The organism is Cryobacterium sp. MDB2-A-1 (assembly GCF_004402675.1).
GTDB lineage: Bacteria > Actinomycetota > Actinomycetes > Actinomycetales > Microbacteriaceae > Cryobacterium > Cryobacterium glucosi.
Genome location: NZ_SOFK01000005.1, coordinates 1 through 6,248 on the forward strand (window position 1 = coordinate 1; position 6,248 = coordinate 6,248).

Consider the following 6,248-nt stretch of genomic DNA (forward strand, 5'->3'; position numbering starts at 1 on the left):
TGCCGCTTTGGCCAGGGAGAACAACGCGATCGGGTTTCCGAGGACGCCGCCGCTTTGGACCTTCCGGGCCAGAGCAGCCATGAAGAGTTGCTGGTTACTAATCCGCCCCAGGTCACTGCCATCACCGATACCGTGCCTGCTCCGCAGGAACGAGAGCGCGTCGGCGCCGACGAGGGTTTGCTGTCCCGCCGCCAAATGCAACGGAGGCGTCGTGTACAGATCGTTGACCGCCGAGGCCAGGCAGACGGTGACCCCGCCGACAGCGTTNGTCGTGTACAGATCGTTGACCGCCGAGGCCAGGCAGACGGTGACCCCGCCGACAGCGTTCGACATGGCAGTCACCCCGTCGAAGCTAATCTCCGCGGCGTAGGGAATCTGGACGCCGGTGAGCTTCTCGATCGTCAACACAACGCACGACAGGCCACCGCGAGATAGGGTCGTATTCAGCATCACCCGGCTGGAAGGCGACGCGGTCCCGCCATCGGCCTGAGGACACGCGGGAACGGCAAGCATCAGGTCCCGGGGGAAACTGATCACACTGACGCTCTGATGATTCTGCGCAATGTGCAGCAGCATGGTCACGTCGTTGTTACCCGCGCCAGAACTACCCGCGAGCTCTGCGGCCGTCCCATAGGCCCCGCCCTGGCCGGTCCGGGTGTCCGTGCCCGTCAATAGCAGGTTTACCCCGCCGGTGATCGCGCTCACGTCCGCGGCCGGGGCAGGAGCCGCCGTGTCGCCGGGCGTCTGATCAAGGTGGGCCAAATGAACACCGGGCTTGACGCTGCTGGCAACATCCCACGCGGCAATCGCCGCAAGGGAGCTCCCACTAACCAGGAGCACCGCGAGGGTGATGCCCAAGGTCTTCGTGACCGTCCGCCACGGCCCCCGAGGCGCCAACCGTCCATGCCGGATCGGCTGACCGGCATTCCGGTCACGCCCACGCAAGGGCCCAGCGTGCGTCACGGTAACCCTCTTCCGCCCGGTCGAACCAACCGGAACATCCACGAACAGTCGTTTCGACCGAACTGTATGCCAGCAGTGACCGGAGATTCCTGTGAAAGTGCTCCTCGACCAGCGCAATCTCACAGGAAGCCCGCCACGCTCACCAAACGGGGAATGACGCTCATCGCCGGACCAGGGTTAGCGTTGTTTCACTGCGTGTTCAGCAAGGAGTCCACAACTGCCATCAATGGCCGTCAGCCTGCATCTGCCCGACGGGACACAGACGCGAGTTCGTGTCGACATTAATCAGTACGGCCAACTACCCGCCGTGATCGTGGACCCCCGCACGGAGGACGGGCGCGTTCTGCCCGGGACGTGGCTGGGCGAAAGCCACAACAGCCGACCAGATGGAACCAGCTACCGCGCGGTGCCCAAACACGACCTCGCACCGACTGCGAAAGAATCCTCAAAGGACACCTGAAGCAGCCGAAAATCGCCCGTCCGCTTGTACGAGGCCGGAGCCCGGGCCCGGCAACGCAAACGAGTTTCTCTTCAACAACATCGACCCTGCCTATTCGAGTCAGAGTCTGGAGCTCCGTTACAAGTATCCGCGCTTGGGAAAAGAATGACGCTCTTGCGCAGTGGCCGGGCGCGCCGTCAGGGCACCATTGTGCTCCGGTAGCCGGTGGCCTATTCCAAAGCACGCGTGGCGGGCGCCAGCGGTCAATATCTCACTGAAGACACATGGCCGCTGCGCAACTCCCAGGCAATGGTATTTCACTCCTCCGACGGTGCAGCATCTGCCTAATCGACGCAGAAGACAGGGATCGGTCGGGGCCGGTCACAGGCCTGATCCCCGCGAACAAGACCGTTGATGCCGTTCAACTCAACTCACTGTTGTGATCGTCGAGCACGGCCGTCACAAAATGCGCAACCGCATCGTCCCAATTCGGGAAGACAAAATGCTCGACCGGATCCACAAACTCCATCACCTCGTAGCTACCCTCGGCTTTCGAAATGAACCCGACCAGTGAAAGCGCATTGTCGCGTGCGATGCGCCGATCCGTGACGCGCCACTCGCAGCCTGAGAGCGCTTTGACGTTGAGATCTTCACTCGTGCGCGTTTCCAATCGTCCCGTGATCATCTTGATTCCTCTCGTTCGATAGTGCCGAGGCTACGACCGACATCTGACAGTTCTCAGAACTGCTCATATGCAAGAGCTATGAACCCTGGCACCCGGCGCGAACATCATCCTGGATTCATTTGCGAGCGCCACTCAGGTGGCACCCAGTGCGGAAACGAAACGCTTCCAGGGGAGAATCCCTACTCCAAAAGATGGGAATCGCCGCGCGTGGGCAATCGCGAGCGGCAACACCACGAAAGACTTTCGCCTCGCTGCGAGTAGCTTGTTCATTCCGCTCTGCAGTGCATTGTCAAGTCGACGAATCGAAAGAAACGACCGCCAACGCCGTGAACTGTCTTGTCCAAGCCGGCGATACAGGCAGCCTGCGCACCTCCCCGGCCCCTTGTTGGTAGCGCTCAACGTCGACGAGGCTTTTCCAGCAACGATTTCCGAGCAGGCACAATCTGGGAGAGACATGCGACCCGACGCGACACGTGTGGGATGAACTAGCGGTTCGGGATTCCCTCAGTAGTGTCGTGGTGGCGCCCCAGCCCATTGCCGCGCACTCTGATCCGATCCCACACCCGGCAGGACACTCCCCGCAGATGACCGTATGTGAAGTACCGAGCAATTGTGGTCAATCCACAATAAAATCCACCTCCGCGGCGTCTCCTGAGAAGGGGCTTGGTTCGTGACGAGTCCGCGCAACCCGACCCGTGCGCCACGTTCAAAGACCGACCACACGGTTCCCTCAAATAGACCGTCACAGTCAACGCGCATTAGCGTGGGCCGTTTGATCCGCTCAGAATCCCCGAACTATTTTCTACTCCTGGGAACGACGCTGTTCTTGGTCATCTTGGGCTTGATCATGGTCCTGTCTTCGTCATCAGTAGATTCTTTTGTTGCTCACGAGGGTTTCTTCGGCGTTGTGCTTCATCAAGGTGCCATCGCCCTGGTCGGCGTCCCATTGATGCTCGTGCTCAGCCGGATGCCGTTGAAGTTCTGGCAACGTATCGCTTGGCCGACGCTCATCGCTACTTGCCTCGTTCAGTTGCTCGTCTTCACCCCGCTAGGTGTGACCGTGGCCGGAAACACCAACTGGCTATCCATTGGCAGTTTCCAATTCCAGCCATCTGAAGCCATCAAAGTCGCCCTCGTCATCTGGCTGGGCATGCTTCTGGCACAGAAGAAAGATCACCTCGACGACTGGCGCCACGTCCTCGTGCCCGTTTTCGGCATCGGCGGCACTGCCGTCATGCTCGTCATGATCCGCGGCGATCTTGGGACAACAGTAATCCTCGCCGGCATCCTCTTTGGCTCCCTCTTCTTCGCCGGCGTACGACTACGCATGCTCGCCATCCCCTTGGGCATCGGCGCCCTGGGCGCCCTGGCTGCGGCGATGGCCAGCGGAAACCGGATGGCCCGGATACTGAGCTTCTTCGGCACCGGCTGCGACGGCTCAACCGGCACGATTTCCGCCGCATGCTGGCAACCCTTGCACGGCACGTGGGCCCTCGCGTCGGGCGGTATCTTCGGCGTTGGACTCGGAAACTCCAAAGCGAAATGGTCCTGGCTTCCAGCCGCGGACAACGACTACATCTTCGCGATCATCGGCGAGGAACTCGGTCTCGTCGGCGCAATCGTAGTGCTCGCCCTTTTCGTCCTGCTGGCCATCGCCTTCCTCCGCATCATGAACGCCACCACCAGCCCTCAAGCCAAAGTCAGCACCGCGGCCGTCATGGTCTGGATCATCGGTCAAGCACTCGTCAACATGGGCGTCGTCCTCGGATTCATCCCTGTCCTCGGCGTGCCACTCCCCCTGATTTCTGCTGGAGGCACCGCCCTCCTCACCACCCTCATAGCAATCGGAATCGTGCTCTCCTTCGCACACAGCGAGCCGTCGCCGTCGCCTACGCCCCTAACCGGAAAGCCGAACGCCGAGCACCTATAACTCGTCCCGCTCGCTCTCGTCGCAACACGGCACGCTGATTGAAGTGGACACAGTACGGAAACGATTCTTGGTCGGCCCACGGTGTCGACGCTGTGAAATCCTCCGCCATTGTGGCCTCGATAAACCGTCCACCGAACGGGTCACGGCCACGACTCGGCGAATTGACGGGCGGGATCGTCGCCGGATCAAACACGCACGGATGCGTAAACACTTTCGACCAGCTGAAACAGTGCCCCCTCCACCGGGTGTGTGCGTCGCGTCCACGAGAACATCTGTTTGACGGGAACAACGCCTAGTCTTTCGAGCGTGCAGAATGCGGCTAACAGCTACGAATCGATCAACGCGGACCACCAGAAACGGCTGGATCGATCTCGCGAAATGACGCGGAACGACTGGACGAGCGCGCCCGACAAACGGTGGAGCAGCAGGGTCCTGCACCATATCGGCACAGTGAGCGAACACGCCGCAGCGGGATTGGTTGCCGGAAGTGCGCTCGTAGTGTGGATCGCGGTCGGGATAGCGGCGGGATTTCCTCCCTGGTGGGAGAACGTCCTCTACATTGCGAGTTCATCTGTGACAGTCGTGATGGTCTTCGCAATCCAACATACGCAAGCACGACAACAAGCGGTCACCCAGCGCAAGCTCGACGAGTTACTCCGAGCCCAGCCAACTGCCGACGACCGACTCATCGCGTTGGAAGGTGCGTCGGACGACGAATTGGAGGCCCTCACCGACCTCAGTCAAGAGAACCGAAAACGAGCCCTCGGTACGGATGCCCCGCCACCGATTGTGGATCCACCGAGGTAGGGAATCGAGGTAGCCCGGGTACCGACCAGATCGGGACCTGCCTAGCCAGACCGTCCCAGTCGTTGGATTTCGGTCACATTGATGAACACTGGACGTCATCACGGGCGGCGCACGCGGGCGCAGGTGACCGGAACCTTTAGCCTGTTCATATGATCACTTTGATTCAAGCGGCGATTCTGGGATTTCTCCAAGGGATCACAGAATTGTTCCCCATTTCCAGCCTTGGCCACAGTGTCATCCTGCCCACATTGTTCGGCTGGAACATCGACCAGAGCAGCGCCGCGTTCCTGGGGCTTCTCGTTGCCACCCATTTGGCTACCGCTATCGTTCTCTTCCTCTTCTTCATTAAGGACTGGATTCGGGTTTTCCGCGGGTTCGGACGTTCCATCCGGGATCGTAAAATCGGCCCCGATGACATCTACGCGAAACTGGCCTGGCTGCTCATCGCCGCAACAATCCCCGCGGGCATCGTGGGCTTGCTCTTGGAGAAGCCCCTCCGGTCCCTTTTCGCATCCCCACTGATCGCTGCCGCATTCCTTGTGATCAACGGTCTCATTCTTCTTACCGCAGAACGCCTCCGACGGCATCCGAACCGGGCTCAGACCGCTGGGGTGAGCGTTGATGCTGTTTCGAGCGGACGCCCCATTCCCGGGCGCTCGGCCAACACGCAAATGTCCGAGACCGAGAGGTCCGACGCGACGATCGCCAAGCTCACCTGGAAACAGGCGTTCGGAATCGGCGTCGCGCAGACGGCCGCCCTGCTACCGGGAATATCCCGATCAGGATCAACCATGGTCGGTGGGCTCCTCTCCGGACTCAACCACGAAACCGCTGCCCGATTCAGTTTCCTACTAGCCACACCCATCATCGGCGCCGCGGCTGCACTGAAACTCCCGGGACTGTTCAGCCCACAGATGGCCGATCAGAGCGGTGCGTTCCTCGTCGGTGCACTCTGCTCGGCCGTTGCCGCATGGTTAGCCACGAAGTTCCTGCTGCGCTTCTTCGAGACCAGGACACTTACCCCGTTCGCGATTTACTGCATCGTCGCTGGAACGGTCTTCTTCGTTGTCCTGCTCGCGTTCCCATAGAAGTTCGCAAGGACACCGCACGTCGAATCGGTTGAGATTCCCTTGCTGGGATCCCACACGGTCATCACTCCGTACGTCCTCGCTCGGCGGAGGAATCCTGGGCGATGACGTGCATTATGGCCGCATCACCCGCGCCGATCCGCACCTCGAGGTCATCACGGGGATCCAAACAGCCGATCGTGCAGCGGGTTCAGGATCTGTGATCGATGTCGACAGCAAGCCTCCCGCCCGATCACAGGGCGAGTTCAACCGGTCGTTGCAACACCGGGCTGTTTGAGTAACTGTAGTTGTTGGCTGAACACTTCGGCCGGAGTCTTCCAGCCGAGCACTTTGCGG

5 protein-coding genes are annotated in these 6,248 nt (G+C 60.6%); 3 read left to right on the top strand and 2 right to left on the bottom strand.

Features of this window, described 5'->3' with window-relative positions; translation table 11 throughout:
• Both E3O39_RS00685 and E3O39_RS00690 read right to left on the bottom strand, forming a co-directional pair.
• The coding region (locus E3O39_RS00685) for an LCP family protein (protein WP_241984925.1) at positions 1 to 858 on the bottom strand (858 nt) is incomplete at its 3' end.
• 965 nt (positions 859 to 1,823) lie between these two features.
• Positions 1,824 to 2,087, bottom strand: a complete 264-nt coding sequence (locus E3O39_RS00690) for a hypothetical protein (protein ID WP_134446417.1) — start codon at positions 2,085 to 2,087, stop codon at positions 1,824 to 1,826.
• 763 nt (positions 2,088 to 2,850) lie between these two features.
• On the opposite strand from E3O39_RS00690, the gene ftsW reads away from it, so the two are divergent.
• The 3 genes from ftsW (at position 2,851) to E3O39_RS00705 (ending at position 5,912) form a co-directional block, all read left to right on the top strand.
• Positions 2,851 to 4,017, top strand: coding sequence for a putative lipid II flippase FtsW (gene ftsW / locus E3O39_RS00695; RefSeq protein ID WP_241984926.1), 1,167 nt, complete (start codon positions 2,851 to 2,853; stop codon positions 4,015 to 4,017).
• Positions 4,018 to 4,323: 306 nt separating this feature from the next.
• A complete protein-coding gene (locus E3O39_RS00700) occupies positions 4,324 to 4,824 on the top strand; it encodes a low affinity iron permease family protein (protein ID WP_134446415.1) in 501 nt (166 codons plus the stop codon).
• A 149-nt stretch (positions 4,825 to 4,973) separates the two neighbouring features.
• Positions 4,974 to 5,912, top strand: a complete 939-nt coding sequence (locus E3O39_RS00705) for an undecaprenyl-diphosphate phosphatase (protein ID WP_134446414.1) — start codon at positions 4,974 to 4,976, stop codon at positions 5,910 to 5,912.
• Positions 5,913 to 6,248 lie beyond the last annotated feature (336 nt).